The sequence below is a fragment of the Rhodococcoides kyotonense genome, from assembly GCF_900188125.1.
In the GTDB taxonomy this organism is placed as follows: Bacteria; Actinomycetota; Actinomycetes; order Mycobacteriales; family Mycobacteriaceae; genus Rhodococcoides; species Rhodococcoides kyotonense.
Genome location: NZ_FZOW01000009.1, coordinates 234443 through 254569, shown reverse-complemented (window position 1 = coordinate 254569; position 20127 = coordinate 234443). Strand labels below are relative to the sequence as shown.

At 62.4% G+C, this 20127-nt stretch carries 19 protein-coding genes; 11 read left to right on the top strand and 8 right to left on the bottom strand.

Annotated features, from left to right (window positions below; genetic code table 11):
• Positions 1-30 precede the first annotated feature (30 nt).
• Entirely contained in the window at positions 31-1029 is a 999-nt protein-coding gene (locus CHB96_RS16930) for a helix-turn-helix transcriptional regulator (protein ID WP_089248252.1), read from the bottom strand.
• Positions 1030-1233: 204 nt separating this feature from the next.
• Between CHB96_RS16930 and CHB96_RS16925 the strand changes: the two genes are divergently transcribed.
• The 4 genes from CHB96_RS16925 to CHB96_RS16910 are packed head-to-tail and all read left to right on the top strand — an operon-like array spanning position 1234 to position 3848.
• A complete protein-coding gene (locus CHB96_RS16925) occupies positions 1234-1647 on the top strand; it encodes a PEP-utilizing enzyme (protein WP_089248250.1) in 414 nt (137 codons plus the stop codon).
• Positions 1644-2843 (top strand): cytochrome P450, encoded by a 1200-nt coding sequence (locus tag CHB96_RS16920; protein WP_089248248.1) that lies wholly within the window; start codon positions 1644-1646, stop codon positions 2841-2843. Before CHB96_RS16925 ends, CHB96_RS16920 begins: the two co-directional genes overlap by 4 nt.
• Positions 2840-3040: a ferredoxin gene (locus CHB96_RS16915; RefSeq protein ID WP_371829025.1), complete on the top strand. Its 201-nt coding sequence runs from the start codon at positions 2840-2842 to the stop codon at positions 3038-3040. Before CHB96_RS16920 ends, CHB96_RS16915 begins: the two co-directional genes overlap by 4 nt.
• A gap of 7 nt (positions 3041-3047) precedes the next feature.
• Complete coding sequence (locus CHB96_RS16910; RefSeq protein ID WP_089248246.1) at positions 3048-3848, top strand: tyrosine-protein phosphatase; 801 nt, start codon at positions 3048-3050, stop codon at positions 3846-3848.
• Positions 3849-3924: 76 nt separating this feature from the next.
• On the opposite strand, the gene CHB96_RS16905 is transcribed toward CHB96_RS16910, so the two are convergent.
• The 5 genes from CHB96_RS16905 to CHB96_RS16885 all read right to left on the bottom strand — a co-directional run bounded on the left by CHB96_RS16905 (position 3925) and on the right by CHB96_RS16885 (position 9406).
• The gene (locus CHB96_RS16905) at positions 3925-4518 is read right to left on the bottom strand and encodes a histidine phosphatase family protein (protein WP_245865783.1); all 594 of its coding nucleotides are present in this window, start codon (positions 4516-4518) and stop codon (positions 3925-3927) included.
• A 34-nt stretch (positions 4519-4552) separates the two neighbouring features.
• Positions 4553-5779 (bottom strand): LuxR C-terminal-related transcriptional regulator, encoded by a 1227-nt coding sequence (locus CHB96_RS16900; protein WP_176444338.1) that lies wholly within the window; start codon positions 5777-5779, stop codon positions 4553-4555.
• Positions 5780-5989: 210 nt separating this feature from the next.
• Positions 5990-6895 carry a DUF7064 domain-containing protein gene (locus CHB96_RS16895; RefSeq protein WP_089248240.1) on the bottom strand — a complete coding sequence of 302 codons (906 nt, stop codon included), beginning with the start codon at positions 6893-6895 and terminating at the stop codon, positions 5990-5992.
• 35 nt (positions 6896-6930) lie between these two features.
• Positions 6931-7680 (bottom strand): FadR/GntR family transcriptional regulator, encoded by a 750-nt coding sequence (locus tag CHB96_RS16890; RefSeq protein ID WP_176444337.1) that lies wholly within the window; start codon positions 7678-7680, stop codon positions 6931-6933.
• Position 7681: 1 nt separating this feature from the next.
• Positions 7682-9406 carry a PEP-utilizing enzyme gene (locus tag CHB96_RS16885; protein WP_089248236.1) on the bottom strand — a complete coding sequence of 575 codons (1725 nt, stop codon included), beginning with the start codon at positions 9404-9406 and terminating at the stop codon, positions 7682-7684.
• A 211-nt stretch (positions 9407-9617) separates the two neighbouring features.
• On the opposite strand from CHB96_RS16885, the gene CHB96_RS16880 reads away from it, so the two are divergent.
• Positions 9618-10961, top strand: coding sequence for a PucR family transcriptional regulator (locus CHB96_RS16880; protein WP_089248234.1), 1344 nt, complete (start codon positions 9618-9620; stop codon positions 10959-10961).
• Here the strand turns inward: CHB96_RS16880 and CHB96_RS16875 are convergent.
• Positions 10936-11472: a hypothetical protein gene (locus CHB96_RS16875; protein ID WP_089248232.1), complete on the bottom strand. Its 537-nt coding sequence runs from the start codon at positions 11470-11472 to the stop codon at positions 10936-10938. The genes CHB96_RS16880 and CHB96_RS16875 overlap by 26 nt on opposite strands.
• Entirely contained in the window at positions 11469-12641 is a 1173-nt protein-coding gene (locus tag CHB96_RS16870; RefSeq protein WP_089248230.1) for a phosphotransferase family protein, read from the bottom strand. Before CHB96_RS16870 ends, CHB96_RS16875 begins: the two co-directional genes overlap by 4 nt.
• A 513-nt stretch (positions 12642-13154) precedes the next feature.
• Between CHB96_RS16870 and CHB96_RS16865 the strand changes: the two genes are divergently transcribed.
• From CHB96_RS16865 to CHB96_RS29720, 6 genes are all read left to right on the top strand, one after another.
• The gene (locus CHB96_RS16865; RefSeq protein ID WP_089248228.1) at positions 13155-14207 is read left to right on the top strand and encodes a sugar ABC transporter substrate-binding protein; all 1053 of its coding nucleotides are present in this window, start codon (positions 13155-13157) and stop codon (positions 14205-14207) included.
• Positions 14204-15208 (top strand): ABC transporter permease, encoded by a 1005-nt coding sequence (locus tag CHB96_RS16860; RefSeq protein WP_089248226.1) that lies wholly within the window; start codon positions 14204-14206, stop codon positions 15206-15208. The genes CHB96_RS16865 and CHB96_RS16860 overlap by 4 nt, the downstream gene beginning before the upstream one ends.
• Complete coding sequence (locus CHB96_RS16855) at positions 15205-16728, top strand: sugar ABC transporter ATP-binding protein (protein ID WP_176444336.1); 1524 nt, start codon at positions 15205-15207, stop codon at positions 16726-16728. The genes CHB96_RS16860 and CHB96_RS16855 overlap by 4 nt, the downstream gene beginning before the upstream one ends.
• A gap of 166 nt (positions 16729-16894) precedes the next feature.
• Complete coding sequence (locus CHB96_RS16850; RefSeq protein ID WP_141136499.1) at positions 16895-18208, top strand: hypothetical protein; 1314 nt, start codon at positions 16895-16897, stop codon at positions 18206-18208.
• A gap of 24 nt (positions 18209-18232) precedes the next feature.
• Positions 18233-19126 carry a DUF7064 domain-containing protein gene (locus CHB96_RS16845; protein ID WP_089248220.1) on the top strand — a complete coding sequence of 298 codons (894 nt, stop codon included), beginning with the start codon at positions 18233-18235 and terminating at the stop codon, positions 19124-19126.
• A gap of 2 nt (positions 19127-19128) precedes the next feature.
• Positions 19129-20043, top strand: a complete 915-nt coding sequence (locus CHB96_RS29720; RefSeq protein WP_503658032.1) for a DUF7064 domain-containing protein — start codon at positions 19129-19131, stop codon at positions 20041-20043.
• Positions 20044-20127 lie beyond the last annotated feature (84 nt).

Genomic DNA, 20127 nt, shown 5'->3' with positions numbered 1-20127 from the left:
GGCGCGCGTGACGCCGTGGGACACTCGGCGTCACGCAGAGCCGGACAGCTGGCGGTGGTACATCGCGCCGGCCTGTGAGCGATTGTGCACGCCCATCTTTCGCATCAGCTTCTTCACGTGCGTCTTGGTGGTTTCCTCGCTGATGAACAGGCGAGCACCGATCTGGGCGTTGGTCGACCCCTCCGCCATCAAGCGGAGAACCTCACGTTCTCGAACGGTCAACACCTCGATCCAGTTCGTCGTCGCGGCCGGTGGTAGTGCGCGTCGAACAGTGTCGTCGGATTCGAGGAGTCGATCGAGCATCACGCCGACGCTCTGTGCGAACAGACCGAGGAGGTCGCGGTCGAACTCGTCGGTCTGCCCGGTCTCGATGTTGCGATCGACATGGAGGATCGCTGCAACGTGATTCCGAGCGACCACCGGCGCAGCGGTGTACGTCGTCGACAGCGACACAGGTGAGATCTTCGGGTGCACTCTGGGGTTCGTCTTCGCATCGAGAACCAGAATGGGCCGACGCTTCCGTACGACGTCGACTTCCATGAGTTCCCTTGTGCTGACGTATGGCTGCCGCCCGGCGTCGAGCAGGGCATTGGCTTCCATCGCGCCGCTCGCGCAATAAGCGGATCGTGGCACCCAGAATTCGTTCTCGATCCACGAGAACATGACTCGTTCGTAGCCGAGACCGGAGGTCTCGATGGGGATGGATTCGACGAGATCGTCGAGTGTCATCGCGGCCCGAAGCCGCGCGAGGCACTCGGTGAGTTCGGCCAGCATCGAGCGTTGCCGTCCCAATTGGAACGCCAGTAGGTCGGCGCGAGCGGCGCGCAGTGACAACATGGTGTCCCGGCTGCGATCACCGACCGCTCGTGAATCGTTCGCGGACTCTGCCGCGTTCAGTGCGTCGAGAGCGGTGGCGGTGTCGAGTACTCCGCGGGTGGCGTCGCGGACGCTCGCGCCGATCCCGATGGCGGCTGTGGAAACGGCGACTATCGCCGCGTCCAGCGCAGGCTCGATAGCATCGTCGTTCATTTCGTCACCTCCTGGCGGATGGTCGTGTCGATGGTTCATCCTCCGACCGAGGACTGGGTTCGCGCAGCCGATCCCTCGAAAGAGGGAAACGTCGGCAGGCGCGACCGGATCGATTGACGCGGTGTGATCCCCGCTACACAATTCAGCAATTGGTCTAACAATTTGTCAAGCCAGTTCATCGGGCTTGCCGTCGAAGGGGACGAAATGGGTAACAGCGTCGTGGCAGAGAATCAGATCGGCACCGGTGTCAAGGCATTCACCTCGGCCGTCGGAGCAACCGGAACGATTCGATTCCTGGACTCGCCCGAAGAGGTGCTCGAATTCATCGACGGTCCTGACGTGACTTCGACCGTCGTCATCTCTCGCGGCGGCACCACCACATTCATGTCGCCGGCGCTGATGTCGGGCGTCGCGGGCCTCATCACGCTCCAGGGAGCACCGGAGAGTCACCTCGGGATCCTTTCGCGAGAATTCGGGATCCCCTGCGTCATGTCGACCGAGTTCACCGACGGTGTCCAGACCTCTCGCGGCGAGACCATCCCGGCCGACGGCACGCTCGTCCGACTCGACACCTCGGGTGAGACAGGGCTGGTCTTCCTCGTCGGTGACGGCGAATGACAGTGCAGCAGCAGTCGTCCATCGACTTGATGAATCTCGGCCCGTTCATCGACGGCGTCGAGAACGGCATGTTCACGCGGCTCCGATCGGACGAGCCGCTTCATTGGAACGACGAGTCGGACGGCCCAGGATTCTGGTCTGTGACCCGATACGAGGACCTCATCGAGGTGGTGAACGATCCCAAGAGGTTCGTCAATGGTGAAGGTACCCAGATCCTCAGCCGGAAAGTCGAGGGCGGGACGAGTACGGTCCACAACACCGACCAGCCGCGACACACCAAGCTGCGCAAGCTCGCGGCGCCGCACCTGCGCGCGGTGAAGATCAAGGAGTGGCAGGCCGTCATCGACGTGTCGGTGAAGAGCATCCTCGACCGCATCGAGGATGCGGGCGAAGTGGAGTTCGTGCATTCTGCCGCCGCTCTCCTTCCGATCCAGGCACTCGGACAAGTCCTCGGAGTTCCGCTCGAGGACTGCGGGCTTCTGCTCGACTGGACCAACCGCGTGGTCTCGGACGACCCGGAGTTCATGCGAAGCCCCGACGAGAAGGAACGCGCGCGAGAGGAGATGTTCGGATACTTCCGCGAACTCACCGAACAACGACGCGCCGAGCCGCGAAACGATATGGTGTCCAAACTCGTACACGCCGAACTCGACGGCGAGCCGCTCGGCTGGGAAGACCTGGCTGCGTACTACTTCGTGCTCGTCGGTGCGGGGAACGAGACTACGCGCAACCTGATCACCGGTACCGTCCTTGCGTTCGACGAGTTCCCCGACGAGTGGGACAAACTGGTGGCTGATCATTCGCTGCTGCGACCTGCCATCGAGGAGATGCTGCGGTACGTCACCCCGATTCGCGCCATGAGGCGAACCGCGGCAGTCGACGTCGATTGGAAGGGTACGACGATCAAGGCGGGCGACAAGGTCGTGTGCTGGTTTCAGGCGGCCAACCGTGATCCGCGGGTGTTCGCCGATCCGGACGTCGTCAAGATCGATCGAGCAGAGAACGACCACGTCGGATTCGGGTGGGGGATCCATGCCTGCATGGGATCGCACCTGGCACGTGCCGAGGTGACTACGTTCTTCCAGTCCGTGCTGGACCGCGGGCTGCGGATTCGGCCTCTGGCTCCGCCGGATCGGTTGCATACCAATCAATTCAACGCCTTCAAGCGTCTGCGCGTACGAGTGGAGAAGGGATGACGACCATGAAGATCGAGGTCGACTGGGACCTGTGCGAAGGCCACGGACAGTGCGAGTTCGCTGCACCGGACGTGTTCACGATCGACGACGACGGTGAACTCGAAGTTCTCGACGAATCCCCGGGCGAAGATCAGCGAAAGAGTGTCGAGCAAGCCGTCAGGCGCTGCCCGACAAGGGCATTGGTCATCGGGGACTGACAAGTCGATGACTCTGGAACATACTCGCCTGGCCCTTCCTGGAACGTCGAATCTACGGGACCTCGGCGGTCTGCGGACGGTCGACGGCCGATCCGTGTCCGCAGGCGTCCTGTACCGGTCGGAGGCGATGGTGATCGGCGACAGTGACACCTACGCCGTCTATCGGCCGGAAGCACGAGACGCCCTCGGGTCGCTCGGACTGCGCACGGTGGTCGACCTCAGGGCCGAACGGGAATCGGTTCGAGCGCCGTCCGCCTGGGCGGATGTGTCGGGCGCGAATCTCGTGACCTTGCCGATCGCCGAGGGGGGTGAGGGAGCCGACACGAACTACATGCGCATGCTGCTCGACGGCGAGATTGCGCGGTTCGACGCCGACAGCATGTTCGAGTTCTACATTCGTATGCTCTCTCGCCGCAGTGATGTATTGGGGGAGGCGTTTCGGCTTCTCGCCGATCCGTCGAATCTGCCCGTGTTGGTGCACTGCGCAGCAGGTAAGGACCGCACCGGAGTGTTCGTCGCTCTGGTGTTGTCCGTCCTCGGAGTCCCCAGGGAAGTCGTTGTCGAGGACTACGCATTGACCGGGATCCTGCGGCCCAATCGAATAGACACCTACGCGCACCTCTTCCACGACGCGGGCTTGGACCCCGAAGTCGGGCGTGGGCTTTTCGAATCACCCGCCGAGGCAATGCATTCAACACTCGAGCACCTGGATGCGGAGTACGGCGGAGTGGTCGGTTACCTCACCGGGCCCTGCGGACTCCTCGACTCGGACATCGATGCGGTGCGGGAGAACCTGCTCGTCTCGTGAACGGCGATCTCGCCGTTCACGAGACTCAGTCGAACAGGCCGTGGGCGGAGGATCGGGTTCCACCGCCCACGGCTTCTCACGGTCGGACGTGCGTAGCCTCGTTCACCGATATGACCTCGCGGTAGCCGTCGGCATCTGCGTTGATTCGGGTGATCGATGTGTATGCGGTGTCCACGAAGAACATTCGAGGAATTTTCAAGATGTGTGCGAGATAGGCGCTGATGACTCCGCCGTGGCAGACCACCGCAGCAATGGAATCGTTGCCGCTGTCGCGAGCGATCATGTCCTCCAGCCCGGCGACGACTCGGGCGGAGAACTCGTTCGGGTCGAACACGTTGTCGCCCAGTCTTCCTCTGTTCATGTCGTCCCATGCTGCGCGGCGGCTCGGATACGTGTCCAAACCGACTCCATACGACGTCCATCCCGAATCCACCTCGACGATGCGCGGATCCGTGTCGAACGGCAAACCGAGAGCCTTCTCGAGCGGGGTCGCCGTTTGGACCGCTCGTTGCATGGTGCTGGCGAACAGTGACGTCACGACACCGTGCGGTGCGGCGGTCAGGAAGTCGGCGAGGTCCTGCGCCTGCCGTTCTCCCTCAGGGGTCAGATCAGGATCGGCGACCCGCGTCGGATCCGTGACGTGATGTGGGCGAGCATGTCTGATCAGCATCAGTTGCACTGGTGTGTCGTACCCTTCGTTCTCGTCAGACAGCAGTCTTGTGCCCGGTGTTCATCCAGATCGCCACGGCTTCGGCACGATTGGCTGATCCGGTCTTGCGGAGAATGCGCTTCGCATGAGATTTGACGGTCCCCTCGGTAATCATCAGACGTCGTCCGATCTGGCCGTTGGTCAGACCCTCTGCCATCAGTCGGACCACGTCGAGCTCGCGGTGCGACAACTGCATGTCCGCAGCGGTTCGAGAGATCACGCCGTCGGCCTCGTCCACTCCTGTATGCGGGGTGAGTATCGTGGAATCCGTTCGGCTGCTGCGTCGTTCGATCGCGTGGGGGATCGAACGACGTGAGACGAACTCCGACGGTCCGGACGAGAACGCCTCCGCCCACCGGTCCAACGCACGTCGCGAGGACAGCGCGTGGCCCAACTGCTCGCACAGTGCGTGCAGCGCACCCACCTCGATCTTGCTGGGGAGTCGATCCTGAAAGTAACAGTCCGCGTGTACTAGGGCGACGACCTTGGCGCGTTCGAGTATCGGAACGACCCAGAACGATTTGGAGCGCGATTGCTGCCACAGTTCGTAGCCCTCGTGCGAATCGGTGTGCCTGCGCATGGTGTCCGCCGACACCTGGGCAGAGCGGACCTCGCGAGCAGATTTCGGAAGGCGGTAGGCGTCGTCGCGGATTCGGTCGAGAAGACCTTCTGCTGCCGACTGGTCGATCCGGCTGTGGAACGACAGCGGTGTCCAGCTATCTCCGGTGACGAGCGAGAACACCGCCCGATCGAAGCCGAGCAATCCGATGGCGGACGGGACCGAGTGGACGAGTTCGTCGGTGCTGTTGCATCGGGCGAGTCCGACGATCGCTTGAGCCGTCCGGCGGCGCGCTCGTGAAGCGAGGCTTGCGGTGAAGCCGTCGACGACCTTCTCGAGCCTACGTAGCTGAGTGAGCAGTCCGACCAGTTCCATCGAACCGGTACCCGTGTGCGACTCGGTGGACAACCGGTACGTCGTCGCATCCCACGTACGTGCGATGAAATTCTTGACCACGACCGGGTCCCGGAGAAGCTTGGTCGGATCGGAGGCCACGCCCAGATTCAATCGCTCACGTACCACGCGGTGAAGATCGAGTACTTGGACGACGATCTCGTCGTCGAGGTAGTCCGAACCGTACTTCGCTCGGGTCGGCGCGTGGAGGACCCGTCGGTACACGGGCATCCTCCGCTGTTCGATATCGGTCACGGTGTTGATAGCCAATCGCGGCACTGTTCTCGTCCCATCGATCATCCGCCGAATCGCGGCACGTGTGCTGGATCACACTTAATATCAACCATAGAATGGTTTGACCATTACCGCAAGGGTGCTCGACGCTTTCCGTGATCGAGACCGTCGAATGGCTGGTCCAATTTTCGACGGCGTCGGGTGGCCTCCCGCGACCGGAGGGCATCCGTGCTCCCCGTCGCGAGTTCAGTTCGGAGCGTGAGGTTCTCGAGTCAGAAGGTGGTCAAGATAGATTCGCGGCCACGTGTACTGGATGTACGCGCTCACCGGTCCGCCGGCCAACGTTCCGTCCATACCCGTATCGGTGAAGTTGAACGTAGGAGAGTAGTCCCAGCGTGCGGTGCTGTAGTACGACGGGAACTCGATGTGGGTCGTCCGTCCGAGTTCGTCGAGCACCTCTGCGGTGATCGACTTCTGGAACTGCAGCTCGTCATATTCGGTGGACACGTGCGCCGACACGACGGGGGAGAGCTTGTCGTCGACGAAGACGTAGCCGTTGTAGATCGTCTCACCCTCGACGAGCGCCACCATGATGTTGGCGGCGCGGTCCGCGCCGACGATCGACAACCACTTGTAGTGGTGGATCGCGTCCCAGTCTCGACGTCCCCACGAATGATCACGGTGCCCGGGGCCGTCGAATTCCGTCGTCACGCCGTCGCGAGTGAGCGCGCCGCGGATGACTCCGGACTGCTCGTACCGGTTCGTGGCCTGGTACGGAGGGCAACCCGCCTGGTTTCGACCGTAGTCGAATGCCTCATGAATGGAACGGAACTCGATCTCTATGGAGAGTTCGTCGTCGGAGTAGCTCGCGACCGCACTCTCGAAATCGTCGCCGACATGGATCGACAGATTGCCGATCTCCCAGTGATCGAAGTCCTGGCCTGTCGCGTCGATGCCCTCCTGGCGGGCGAAATACGCGGGCTCGGGGCCGTCGCCGTAGATTGCGAACGCGTAGCCGGCTTTGCTCTCGGCGTCGACCCACGTGTACAGCAGGTAGATCCCTGTGCCGGGGACGATTACGCAGTAGGCGAGGCTTTCGCGTGCGAATCCTCCCGAAATGCGGTGTCGGAGTCGGTCCTTCGGTTCGAGCATTCTTCGCTGTCCTTCCTTCGGTTATGGAGTTCGGGTCACGCGTGACGTAGCAGTAGCGAGTGATCGACGGACGGTTTCGGATGTGCGATAGGCGGGGCATGGACGTGTCTGCCCATTGCATGGTGTGCACGTTCGCGGTCTCGAAGTCGGACCGCGTCGGTTACCGAGCGGTGTGCGCGAATGGACTGCGCGCGTGACTCCGGCTCACTGTGGTCGTCTGCGTCGGTCTGGCGGATGATCGCGCGCCCCACGGCCTCCATGAACGTCGACAGGAGCTCGTTGTGCGCCGCCGTCGCAAGCGCGGCGTGCCACCGAACCTTGTTCTCGATGAACTCAGCCGAGGACTGGCAGTGCGCCGCCCCGGCGTTGATCTCGTCGAGCAGCGTGAGATCGTCGTCCGTCGCCCGTTCCGCAGCCAGTGCGGCGCACCACGGTTCGATCACTTGGCGGGCCTCGAACAGCATCTGCGAACCGGGCGCCCACCCCTGCAGTTGCAGATCGACCGAACTCATGAAGGCAGACGCGTCAGGACGCGCGGCCACCGATCCTCCGCCGCGGCCCGGCCTCGTCACGATCAGTCCCTGATGCTGGAGCAGCTGCAACGCTTCCCTGACGGCAGCGCGAGTGAGCCCGCTGTCCTCGACCATGGTCCGCTCGGGCGGTAGACGAGCGCCCACCTCTATGTCCCCGGCGAGAATCTTGCTGCGAATCACGTCGGCGTACAGCTCCGCGGCGCGCGGAACCTCGATCGCGCCGAGGGGGCGAAGCGGTCGTGGGGTGCTCACGTCAATGCACCGTGACTGTGCCGTCGTCACCGTTGACCGTCACGATCGTTCCGTCCGGAATCAGGCTCGTCGCGCCCTCCACGGACACGGCCGCCGGGATCCCCAGCTCACGCGAGACGATCGCGGCGTGCGAGATGGTCGCGCCTGTCTCGCACACGATTGCACCTGCTGTGAGAAACAGCGGCCCCCACGACGAATCGGTCGTTCGAGCGACGAGGATGTCCCCGGCGTCGAACTCACCCTCGTCGTCGAGCGAGGTGATCACTCGAGCTGGCCCGGTGCACGTTCCCGGCGATGCGCCGAGCCCGGTGAGGACTGTTCCCGCCTCGATGGTCAGGCCACGTACATCGGAGCGAGGAGTGAACTGATCGAGCGTCGGAGGTGGTCCGTCGAATACGAACGGTGGAGACAACGATTCGAGGAGCGACAACCGTTCCTTGCGCTCGGCGACGGTGTCATTCCACGGTTCCGGATCGGCGACGAACGAGTCGATCTCGTCGTTCATCAACAGCAGGACGTCCTGCCATCGATCGATGGTTCCTGCTGCGGTGAGTCGCCCGCCGAGCTCGCGCATGGTCTTTCGTGCTTCCTCGATCATTCGCGTGCACTGCACCTTGATCCGTTCGCGCGCAGGCATGTACACCGGGACGACGTTGGCCGCGGCCATGAACGTGTCGTGCAACTCGCCACCGGCCAGGGCGTCGCCGACCACCTTGACGGCGTCGATCCGGTCCTGTTCGAGTGAGTGCGAGCGTGCCGTGGGCGACGCCGCATCCTCGACGTGGCGAGCGCGGTCGATCATGCGTAACGCGATCTCCGGATTCTCGCCGTAGGTGGGCGAGCGCAGTTCCCAAATGCTCGGCCCGAGGAATCCCCACTGCTGCTGGAAGACCTTCCACGCAGCGAGGAACTCGGCGGCCTCCGCACTGTCCGAAGACTCGAGTCGTTCGAGTAGATCGCCGATGCCCTTGTCGAACTTGGCAGCGACGGATGTCGACTTCGCCAGCCGAGACAGGTTCCAGATGTCTATGGACTGCACCACGGAATCGACGTCGCCGACCCCGGCGGTCAGGCTCGACAGGAGTTCCGGCTTCCCTGCTGCGGCGGCCGCCTGCGCAATGACGCCCGTGACAATCGTGGAGCTGTATGTCTGCGTCATATGAGTGGCGAACATGTCGCGCATCTCGGGGACCAGCGAACGGAAACGCTCCAGAAGTTCTGCGTCGGTCAGCGTCGTGAGATCGGGTCGGGTGGCGACGATCTCGTCGATACGGTGTCGGTGCGCGTCGATTTCGGGGACCGACGTTGCGGCGAACAGCGATCCCATCCAGTCCGTCATGCGTGCAGTGCACTCTTCGTTGACGTCGTCCGGGTGCGGCGCGTACGGCGGGGCATCCGGCTGGTCCCCGAAGAACGACTGGTCGATGGCTTGCCAGGTCATCCCAGGTGTTCGTTCGGCGAGGACACGCGAGAGCGAGACGTTGATGTAGACGTAGCCGCCGAAACAGCCGACGACCTCGCCCTCCCACTCCGGCCGAAAGTCCTCGGCGGTGAAGACGCCGAGTTTCAGCAAGGCGTCGCGGTAACCGTTCTCGTAGACGCCGCGACCGTAAAGGCTCCAGGTGAGTGGGGTGGCGGCGTCGACGAACACTTCGCCGGTGTTCGCCCGCGTGAAAATGGGGAATCGCTTGCTTTCGTCGTCGTCGCACGGCCAGATCTTGTCCACGTCAGCTCCTTCTCGAGGTTCGGTCGGAACATAGCGAGAATGTGACCGGCCACCGTCGTTGTCGGCGGAAGTTACCCCTTTCGGGGTAGCGGTTCGAGCGGTTCGCGACGTCGGACCCCAGCGGACATTGGACTTACCATTTGCACACGACTACCGTCATGTGACGAGGAGCACATCGACAGCCTCGATCGTGCGGAAAGGTAGCAGATCCGTGCTGACGTCCGACCCCGCCGCCGACTGCGCAGGCTCATGTCATCGACAACTGCACAACAGGTTCGACGACCTGACACGTCGCCACGACCTCGAGACCGCACTAGCCGAGTCATTGGGCGGCGGCAGCGATTTCGCCGATCTGTTCGGTGTGATCGTCGACCGGGCGCGACACACCCTGTGGTTGTTCGATACCCGAGGCGGCGAGGTGGCCAGTTCCGTTGCGCGAGTAGGTGGGCTGACGACCCCGAAGGCGTCGGCGATCCTCGAGGATGTCATCCGAACTGTGAGTCGCACCTCGACACCTGCGGTGGTCGACGCCCGAGTGTCTGTCGGTCCGGCACGCCGATACCTCGTCGATCGGGTGGTCAACGGGACGGACGTCGTCGGCTGGCTCGTCATGGCTGAGGTGAGGCATCCGTTCGATCGATTCGACCGGCACTTCGTCGAACGCGCCGCTGCGTATCTGTCGATGCATCACCGACTGCACCGTGCGGTGCGGCGATCGATCTCGGATCTGACCGTCGAGCTCGCGGACCGGTTGATCAAGGGGCACTCCGAGACCGTCGAATTGCGCGAGGAAGCCGACCGACTCGGCGTCGACCTCACTGTGTTCAAGGTGGTCGTCCTCGTCGACGATTCTCGCGTCGTCGGCAAGCTCGGTGACGCCACGACGCTCGCTCGACGGTTGTCTGCGCGCACCCGGGCCGACGTCATCGGCACGCGTACGGCGCACGGCATCGCTCTGCTCGTCGACGTGAACGAGGGCGATCGACACGGAGTCGTCGACTTCATCAAGCGTGCGGTACTGGCGCTGTCGCCGAAGGACGGTGTGCAAGCAGGTATTTCGGCCGTGTGCTCCCCGGTCGACATCAGTGATGCCTATGCCGAGGCCTGCGAGGTGGTCGAATGCCTCGACCGCTTCGACGCCGACCATTCGCGGGTCGTGACGGCACACGATCTGGGACCGGCTCGCGTACTGGTGGCCAACGGCAACATCGCGTCGATCAGACGCTACGTTCAACACACGCTGGGAGCGCTGTGGAACAGCGGGGAGGACGAGCAGGTTCTGCTCGACACGCTCGTCGAGTTCTCCCACTCCGGGCACAGCGTGCGCAAGACGGCGACGGCGATGGCGGTCCACGAGAACACGGTCAGGCAGCGAATCTCGCGAGTCAAGAAGCTGACCGGTCTCGACGTGGCGAGCGATCCGTCGGATCAGCTCGCCGTTCACACCGCGCTGACGATAGTGACGCTTCGCAATCGGCCACACCCGCTGTGGCAGAACCGCAATACCCGCACCGACGGCGTGCGTTCGGTCATTCCGAGGCCGTCACCGGTGTGAGCTCGGAAAGCTTCGTGAGATCGGGTAACTCAGTGGAGTCCGACTCCCACCCCATCCCGAGAAAGAGCTTGCGGTTGGCGGCGACGCGGCGACGTTCGTGGTCGACGACGGTCGCCGTCACACTGGCGCCTGCACCGTTCGAACCGTCGACCGCGACGGCGTGGACCAGCGATTCGATCGCACTTCCGAGTGTGTCGACGTGCGCGCAGACGTCGGCCGGCCCGTCCTCTCGCTGGGTCGCCGTGAGCGACGTCAGCAGCGATACGGCCGATGTGGTCTTCGGCCCACCCGTTACGCTGCCGATCAACGATTCGGCGAGAAGGGAATACGACCTGAGTTCGTATCGATCGAATTCGACTGCAATGTCGATCTGATCGCGAATCACGGCCAGGTGTCCTGCCACCAGTGCAGCCTGGTCGGCTGCTGCAGTTCCCGGAACGAGTTGCGGCAGAACGGTATCGGTGAGAGCCCGAATCATGGACTGGATTCGGACGTCGAGCGATGGATTCATGGTCGAACTCCTCTGTCGATCAAATCGCAGATGTCGGCGGCGAAGACGTAGCCGCACGATGCCAACCAGGACAGCAGGACGTCCTGGTGACTGTGATTGTCCTTGGCTGCGCGCACCGACGATGCCAGTGTCGCAACGAGGCTTTTGAACGCGCACAGTATTTCGTAGTAGTGCAAGGACTCCGGTGACACTCGCCGACCCGACGCCTCCTCGTACCGCCGGAGGAATTCGTCCTTGGGCATCAGGCCTGTCACCAGACGGCCACCGTCGGGGCTGGGGGTGCTGTACATGCGTTGCACTGCCCAGCCCAGGTCCTCGTGGTGATCCCCGATGTGGGCAAGTTCCCAGTCGAGGATCGAAGTGATGGTGCGCGTATTCTCGTCGAACAGATAGTTCCCGGTGCGGTAGTCGCCGTGTACGACGGCGAGCCCGTCGTGCGCGGGCAGGTTTTCGTACAGCCACTCCTCGATCACGGCGACGAGTGGGAAAGCTGCAACGCTGTCGTCGTGCCAGACCCTGGTCCACCAATTCACCTGCCAGCGAGCAGCTTCCAGTGGGTCGGAGTCGGGGATTCCCAAGGATCCGGCCGTGTCCTCGGTGATAGGAACGGCATGGATGCGAGCCAGGCGGTCGACGAACTGCGACGACAATGCAATGCGGAGCTCGTCGTCGAGGTCGGTCTGCAGTCCCGAAACGCTGTCGTTGGTCCGTCCTGTCGGCTTGGCGACGCCGGTGACGAAGGACGTGACGAGGAAGGGGCGGCCGAAGGTGGACCCGTTCGGGTCGACCCATCGAGCTTCTGGCACATCGACGTGCGGGGCGACCAGTCTCAACGCGTCGAATTCCCGCAGGCGATCGGTTTCCATGACGCTCTGCAGCGCGTCGAGTCGAAGAACCACACGCTCGGGTGGTCGGTTCGAGCGGAGAACCTCAACCGAGTACTGCTCCTTGGATGCGCCTCCGGTCATGATCTCGACCTGCCCGACGGCGATGTTGTCGTCGTACTGCCGAAGGAATTCGGTCAACGGTCCGGCGATGGACCCCGGGCCGACCGGAACATAAGGTGTGAGATCAGTTGTAGCCGAAGCTTTTCGGTCGAGCATTCGTGCGATGGACGGTTCGAGTTCCTGCCGCGCCGAGGCGGTGGCGTCTTCGAGTTCGACACTCATCGATAGGCCTCCGAGTCTGATCTGTGCACATCGAATTCACGTGCGTCGTTTGATCTTCCGAACTTGCTCGCCGAATCGAACGAAGTCAACGACGGGTTCTACGTCGAGAGTGGAGAACTCCACGGTCGATGTCGTGGTCGGCATCGATCCGGTGGTCCCGCGTGGCGGGATCAGTGCCGAACGCGGTCTGGGGTGTGGACAACTCCACCGAACTGATTGGTCCAGCCATCTGTACAAAGTCCTGATCTCTAACGCTGAAAAGTGTGGAAATGGACTGAATTTGGCACGTAAAGTTGCTTCCACGAGAGTGGTTCAGTTCGTACGCGAAAGTATAATTCAGCATGTGTTGCGAATTCTGTTCGTGTGTGCGGATGCGGTTTTGGTCGATGTTTCGAAGCGCATCGCCAACTGAATTCGATATTGGCGCAGCCATTGACGATCTTTCAGATGCGGTGCACACTGCTGTGATCTGGCTTACATCGTGGGCGGATTCCACTTCGCGAGGAGAAAACAATGAAGGTGAACTATGCGTGGCGCATGGCGATGGTGCTGGGGGCTGCCGTCTCCGTCGTGACCGGGTGCTCCAGCGGTGGCGCGGCCGCGATCAAGGAAGACGGCTTCGTGGGCGCTACCGAGCTTCGGACCGGCACGGTAGGAGTTCTCAACGTGCTGGGCTCATCGGAGAATCAGATGCATTGGGAGAACACGGCTACCGGTGCTCTGGAGAAGGTCGGGTGGACGCCGAACGTGACCGATGGCAAGGGTGATCCCTCCGTCTGGAATCAGGCACTGTCGACGTTCGTGCAGCAGAAAGTCGACGGAATTCTCATTATCGGCGGTGTCGAGACAGCAGCGATCGCTACCCAATTGAAAGCAGCCCAGGCTGCGGAGATTCCCGTGATCGCTGTCGCGATCGGATCGCCCGACCCCGAACAGCTACTGGATGCAAATTACGCTGCGCCCGACGGCGAGTTCGGAACCATCATGGCGGAGCACATGAACGAGACACTTCCACCTGGCGCGCCGTGGGTGGCTCTGACCATCAGCGCAAGCGAGGGCGGCAATGCTCCGAACCTGACAGCGCTGCCGATCCTCGAGGCCGGTGGGCATCCGCGGGTGGGGACCGTCGACCTCAATCTTGCGGGTGACCTGCCCGGTCAGGCATCGAAGGGTGCAACGGACCTTCTTCGGGCGAACCCTGATGCCGCACTACTGTTCTCCTGCTGTGATTTCACTGCGACACAGACGATTCCGGCGTTGGCCGAGTCCGGGCACGACACGGTGATCAATGCGCTGCGATATGACAACCTCAGCACTTTGGACATGATTCGCCAGGGCAAGCCAGTCGTGACAGTGGGAACCAACAGCGACAGTGCCGTTCTGACCGGCGTCGACCAACTACTGGCTCATACGGCCTTGGGAACGGAGATCGATCCGACTGCGTTCGACGGAAAGGCCGAGTTCACAGTGATCGACCAGTCCAACGTCCCTCGATCTGGCTACTACTACTCGCCGGACGATCAGATCGCCACGTTCGTCGACAAGTGGCAGGCCGAGTACAAGTGACCGGCACGCTCTCCCCGGCACAGACAGCAACGCAGGCGAGCATGTCGTCGGGTACACGCTCGCTACTCCCGATCCTGGCGAATCTCGCCGTTCCGATCGGCTTCGTCGTCATGGTGGTGACGTTCGGAATACTGCGCCCCGACACCTTCCTGACGCTGAGCACCGTCACCGACGTACTGAATCAGGCTGCGATACCGGTGATTCTTGCGTGCGGAGTCACCTTCACGATGACCGTCGGCCAGTTCGATCTGTCGTTCACCGGTCTGTTCGGTTTCAGCGGAGCGGTGGTCATCGTCGCGATGTCCGAAAACGGTTGGCCCGGGGTATTGGCCGGTGTTGTCGCGCTGTTGCTCGCGCTCGCGGTAGGAACGGTGATCGGACTTCTGGTGACGCTCGGACGGGCGTCCTCGTTCATCGTCACCCTCGCTCTCGGATCGGTGCTCATCGGGCTCGAAACGATGGTTTCGGGCAACAAGAACATCTACCAGAACATCCCCACAAGCTTCACCGACCTCGCGACTGTGAAGATACTGGGCCTCAACCTCCCAGTGTGGATCGCGATTATCGTGTGCCTGGTGTCCTTCGTGACCATGCACGCAACGGGATTCGGGCGGCACGCGTATGCGATCGGAGGCAATGACAAAGCCGCCTTTCTGGCGGGCGTCCGAGTTCGCAGGGTTCGCGTGTTGGCATTCGTGGTGCTCGGCGCGACAGCGTGTATCGGCGCGGTGATCGCGACGTCGAAGGCCTCGTCGTATTACCCGAACATCGCAGGCGGCTACCTCCTGAGCACGTATGCCGCAGTGTTTCTCGGCGCCGCGATGAGTCGAAGCAACCGTTTCACCGTCGGTGGGTCGGCGCTGGGAGTGGTCTGGCTGCTGTCCCTGCAGACCGGACTCACGCAACTCAATCAGCCGGCGTGGGTCTCGACACTGCTGCAAGGTCTCGTACTGGCCTCGGCGGTACTGATCGCCGCAGGCAAGGGCGGAGGCAAGAAGTGAGCGTCCGAGTCTCGGAGACGCAGCGTACGGACGTGCCGTGGTTGGAGGTGTCCGGAATCTCCAAGAACTACGGCGGCGTGCACGCACTGCGTGAGGCGAATCTGACCATTGGAGCGGGCACAGTGCACGGCCTCGTCGGGCCGAACGGAGCAGGGAAGTCGACGCTCGTGAAGATACTCGCCGGAATCGAGCGGCCCGACACCGGAGTGATGAGGATCGACGGTACCGAGACGATCCTGCGCAGTCCGTCTGTCGCGCAGCAACATCGGTTGGTGTTGATGCCTCAGGAGATCTCCTTGATCCCGGACAGCAACCTCGTCGACAACATCGTGCTCGGCTCCGAGCCGACTCGGCTCGGTTTCAGGATGCGCAAGCAGGCACGAGCGCGCGCATCGGCGGCGCTCGAGATGGTGGGCCTCGAGCTCGCTCTCGACACGAGGGCAGGTGACCTCGCCACCGTGCACAAGAGGTTGCTGATGCTCGCTCGTGCCGCCGCCGAGCGCGACGCACGTCTGCTGATCCTCGACGAGCCGACCGCAGGCCTGGAAGCGAACGAAGCCGACATGGTGACCGGGACGGTTCGCCGACTGGCGGCCGCGGGTGTCACCGTCGTGTACATCTCGCACCACCTGACCGAGGTGGCCGAACTCTGTGATCGGGTCACGGGTGTGCGCGAGGGGCGGACGGTCGAAACCCTGGTCGGGTCCGACGTCGCGAAAGCCGAGTTGGTCAGGCTCGTGCTGGGAGTGTCGAAAGCGAATACGGACGGCAGTGTCGAGAGCATGCACGCACCGACGGCGTACCGCAGCGGGGACCGAGAGTCGATACATCTGGACGATGTCTGTGGCACGAGACTGAGGAATGTGACCGTCACGGCGCGATCCGGTTCGGTCACCGGCATCACCGGATTGTTGGGCTCCGGCGTCGTCGAGTTGGTCTCGGTGCTGGCAGGAAGCACCGCGCCGCGGTCGGGCGTCGTTCGGATCGACGGCAGGCAAGTTCGATTGAAGACTCCGGCGGACGCTCTCGCCCTCGGAGTCGGCTACCTCGCAGGTGACCGAACCGCGGCGGCGATGACCGAGATGACCGTGCGTGAGAACGTCGCACTGGCTGCAACCGCGAGGCTGTCACGGTGGGGGATCATCTCCAAACGCAGAGAGAAGGCCGAATGTGATTCAGTCACAGATCGACTGAAGGTCGAGGCCGGAAGCGAAGCGGTGATGTCCTCGCTGTCGGGCGGCAATCAACAGCGTGCGCTCGTCGGTCGCCTCATTGCCGCAGACGTCGACGTTCTCGTCCTGGACGAGCCGACGGTGGGAGTCGACATTCACGCCCGCGAGGCGCTGTGGAAGGCCATCACTGACGTCGCCGTCGACAAGTGTGTGATCGTGGCCAGTACCGATCCCGACGAGTTGGTTGCACTGTGCGATCGGGTGGTCTGCCTGCTTCATGGTGAGGTCGCCGCGATCCTGGAGAAGAACGAGATCTCGGTGTCCGCGATCACCGCAGCGGTCACGTGAGACCACACCGTATGGCCCGACCTCCATCGAATGTAGACAACTCCATCGCCCGCTGTGATCGGTGTTCCGTCGGAGTTCCCCGACTGAAAGTATCGAAGGCGAGCGGCCGTGGACACTCGAAACCGACTGTGCCGGAATACGACGCAGTACCAGAACGGAGCACGCGATGACCGAAATCGACTTCGTCAAGATGCTGGAGCATTACCGGGGTGAACACTCACTCGGTAGCGCAGGAGACCGCAGCATCGTCGACACACTCAAGACGTCGATCGTCGATACCACCGACCAGAATGTCTCTCGCAACAGACTTTCGGTGGAAGAGATCGACGACTTCCTGACGTACACGGGGTGGAACCTCTGGGATCTGCTCGCGCGTCGTTCCACCGAGGGCGAATCGGGTCTCATTCCCCGCCAGGAATACGAGACCGTCTCGTTCGTACAACAGTGGCTCAAGTTTCCACACCTCTACGACCGCGTCACCGAGGCTGCAGGCGGAGCGCAGGGGCTCGTCGAACTGGCGCGCACGTGCGCGTCGGAGCCGGCGAACAAACTCAACAACACCAGGGCATGGGTCAACGTCTGCTCGCTCATGGGCCGAGGAATCCTGATCTCGCTCGGGATGCAGAACGCGTACGACGGTCTGCACGAACTGAACTCGGCGATTCAATTCCAGCGTCGAATTCAACACGGTGTCTACGGTTCCGGGCGCGGATACATCTCGGGGCGCAATTACAAGCCGCACGTTCTGGATCAGTCCTGGATCGATCGCTTCTACGAAGAGCGCATCGCCGTCGAGGACGAAGAACACCGGGCATTCTGTCGCAAATTGAACGCCAGCACAGAGGTTTTCGGGTTCCTACTGATGTTCGACACGCGTTCGGCTACCAACACGAGTGGACCGTACGAACTGCCCGACGGCAGCGTGATGCTGGTACGCGATCACTACCTGCGCGAGCCTCTGTATCCCTGGATCGACGACGCCGCAGGCACCCTGCCGTACTGCATCACCCAGGCGATGATCTTCGACAAGTCGGCACCGGAATTCAACATCAACGATATCGGCACCACCTTCACCGCAGACTCGGCGGACTACTGGGGTGCGCTCACTCATTTTTCGGTCTACCGTCGAGACCGTTGGGACAGCAAGGAATTCACTCTCATCGATGCCGCTGAGCAGCAGGACATCTTGCAGAAATCGCAGCGCGGTGTGTCGACGCTGTACAAGCGGATTTCCGGCATGAGCAGGCGGGACCGCATCATGGCTGGTGTTCTGGTCTATACGCGAGAGATGATGGCGCCCTTCGCTCGTCCGCTTGGACTGTGGGATTCGTTCGTACGAGACGAGCAGTTCGACGAACTGCATCCGTTGACGTCCCAGGCGTACTACCCCCTGACCAACGGCCAGGCACAGGACCTGCTGCCGCCGGCATTCATTCTCGGCGAGGCCTTCGTTCCGGTCGGACACAGTTCGACCTGGTGAGAACCGCAATCGAAAGGAAACATCATGGCTCTGCACGCTCACGACCATCTGAGGCACACCATCGAGGGGCCGTTCGCGCGGGAAAGCGTCGCGTACTGCCTGATCATGCCCGAGCACGGGCTCATGGGGCACTGGTACACCTGGGTGAACGAACGTGACGAGGGTGGCCGCGCTTTCGTCCTCCACGGAACGGGTCCTGACCCTGTGTTCTTCGATCACAAGGACGGTATCGCGGTAGGCGGGCAGAATTTCGATCACTGGGATCTCGATGGTGCCGGGCTGCGCGTCGGCGAGCCGCTGATGGGGGCGAAAGCGAGTTTCGAATCGACAGATCTGTCGGTGCAGTTCGAGTTCGAAGGATTCCATCCTGCATTCGACTACGACTCGAATACGACCGGTACACCCAGCTACCTGGCCCGCAACCGCTACGAACAGAGCGGACGCATCTCCGGTCGGCTCACCTGGAACGGCACCGTGTACGACTTCGACGGACCAGGTCACCGCGACCAGTCCTGGGGCACTCGAGACTGGGACGCGATACATCACTACAAATGGATTGCGGCGTCGGGCAACGGGGTATCGGCGAACGTCATGTGGACGATGGCCGAGGGTGAACTGGACGTCAACGGATACGTCTTTTCGGGCGGCGTGCAGTCACCGATCGTCGACGCTTCCGCGCGAACGAAGTACGGCGACGACTTCGTCCAGGACGTGGTGGAGTTCGAACTGACGGACGAGGCAGGTCGCACCACGTCGCTCGACCTCGATCGGCGACACACTCTGGCACGGTGGGACGTCAGTCCGACCTTCAACTTCACCGACACGATGTTCACCGGCACCCTCGGGGGAGAGTACGTACAGGCCTACGTCGAATACACCTGGCCCCGTTCCTATCTCGACCATCTGCTGGCGCGGTGATCATGGAGCAGGCGCAGAGATTTCGGGAATCTCGGAACGTCCTCGACGTCACTCGTCCGAAGCATCGTGAGTCCGTGGTGTGGGTGGTGCCCTCTGTTCGCGAGGACGTGACCGCGTTCGCCTACACCTGGGTGGACGCGCACGGGATCGCAGGCGCTGCCCTTACGGTGTTCGGACACGGTGTAGGGGAGCAGATCTTCGAGAAGGTCGACGGTATCGAGGTCGCGGTGGATGCCGGTTTCGACGACTACCGTGTCGGGCCCATGCGGATGTCGATCGATTCCGACGGAATGGATTCTCGCGTTTGCTTTTTCGGTGAACGAGTATCCATCGATCTGGAATTCCGAGGGTTCCACGAGCCGTATCGCTACGGCACGCATCCCCAGGGCTGTCCGTCGTTCTTCGCCGACGACCGACTCGAACAGAGCGGCAGAGCCTCGGGTGTGCTGAGAATCGACGGCGTCGACCTCACCTTCGACACCGTGTGTCAGCGCGACCACTCCTGGGGCGAACGGGATTGGGGTGCGATGCACCACATGAAATGGATCAATGCATTGACCGACGACGGTGACGCGGTGCACGCAGTCGAACTGTTCGCGTTCGGCACCAGACATCTCCGCGGATACATCCTGAGAGACGACGTCCTCGCGCCGGTGGGCACACTCGACCTCGCGTACGAGTTGGACGAGGAAATGTTGCATCGCGACATCGATGCAACATGGGTCGACGGGCTCGATCGTCGCGTGGACGTGCAGTTCACCGATGGCGGCCCGCACTTCGTCTGGGACGTCAACCCACGCCTCACGCTTCGGGACACGGCCATGAAGGCTGTTGTCGATGGCAAACCGGCGCATGCGTACGTCGACATGTCTTGGGAGCCGGACTATTTCGATCGTCATCTCGGATCGGGCCGGTAAGCGATATATTCGAGCGCGAGGACGGCCGTGTCGATTGCTCACCCCCCGGTGGCAACGTTGTCCGTGCGACGTTCTACCGTCGTG

Coding starts and splice junctions, on each gene's coding strand:
- CHB96_RS16895 (WP_089248240.1), bottom strand. CDS start 6,895: ATGCTCGAACCGAAGGACCGACTCCGACACCGCATTTCGGGAGGATTC.
- CHB96_RS16930 (WP_089248252.1), bottom strand. CDS start 1,029: ATGAACGACGATGCTATCGAGCCTGCGCTGGACGCGGCGATAGTCGCC.
- CHB96_RS16875 (WP_089248232.1), bottom strand. CDS start 11,472: ATGAATCCATCGCTCGACGTCCGAATCCAGTCCATGATTCGGGCTCTC.
- CHB96_RS16845 (WP_089248220.1), top strand. CDS start 18,233: ATGGCTCTGCACGCTCACGACCATCTGAGGCACACCATCGAGGGGCCG.
- CHB96_RS16915 (WP_371829025.1), top strand. CDS start 2,840: ATGACGACCATGAAGATCGAGGTCGACTGGGACCTGTGCGAAGGCCAC.
- CHB96_RS16925 (WP_089248250.1), top strand. CDS start 1,234: ATGGGTAACAGCGTCGTGGCAGAGAATCAGATCGGCACCGGTGTCAAG.
- CHB96_RS16905 (WP_245865783.1), bottom strand. CDS start 4,518: ATGCTGATCAGACATGCTCGCCCACATCACGTCACGGATCCGACGCGG.
- CHB96_RS29720 (WP_503658032.1), top strand. CDS start 19,129: ATGGAGCAGGCGCAGAGATTTCGGGAATCTCGGAACGTCCTCGACGTC.
- CHB96_RS16870 (WP_089248230.1), bottom strand. CDS start 12,641: ATGAGTGTCGAACTCGAAGACGCCACCGCCTCGGCGCGGCAGGAACTC.
- CHB96_RS16850 (WP_141136499.1), top strand. CDS start 16,895: ATGACCGAAATCGACTTCGTCAAGATGCTGGAGCATTACCGGGGTGAA.
- CHB96_RS16865 (WP_089248228.1), top strand. CDS start 13,155: ATGAAGGTGAACTATGCGTGGCGCATGGCGATGGTGCTGGGGGCTGCC.
- CHB96_RS16910 (WP_089248246.1), top strand. CDS start 3,048: ATGACTCTGGAACATACTCGCCTGGCCCTTCCTGGAACGTCGAATCTA.
- CHB96_RS16920 (WP_089248248.1), top strand. CDS start 1,644: ATGACAGTGCAGCAGCAGTCGTCCATCGACTTGATGAATCTCGGCCCG.